Annotated in this window: 1 protein-coding gene; it reads right to left on the reverse strand. The window is 65.1% G+C overall.

The genetic code is table 11. The features are described from left to right. Positions 1–252: NAD(P)-dependent oxidoreductase (locus SB753_RS39515; RefSeq protein ID WP_410805483.1), on the reverse strand; the 252-nt coding region annotated here is incomplete at both ends.

Genomic DNA, 252 nt, shown 5'->3' on the forward strand with positions numbered 1-252 from the left:
TCGATGTTCTCGATCAGCTGGTCGGCTAGCGACTGCATGGCGTCGTCGGACGCCCATGCAACGTGAGGTGTCAGGATGAAGTTGGGCAGATCGAGCTCGAGCAGCGGATTGCCCGCGACGGGCGGCTCCTGGCTCAGCACGTCGAAGCCTGCACCGGCGATCAGTCCTTCCTTGAGCGCCGTGGCGAGCGAGGCTTCGCACACCAGCCCGCCGCGCGCCGTGTTGATCAGCAGGCAGTTGCGCTTCATGCTG

Source organism: Paraburkholderia sp. SIMBA_053 (assembly GCF_046534895.1).
Taxonomy (GTDB): Bacteria; Pseudomonadota; Gammaproteobacteria; order Burkholderiales; family Burkholderiaceae; genus Paraburkholderia; species Paraburkholderia caledonica.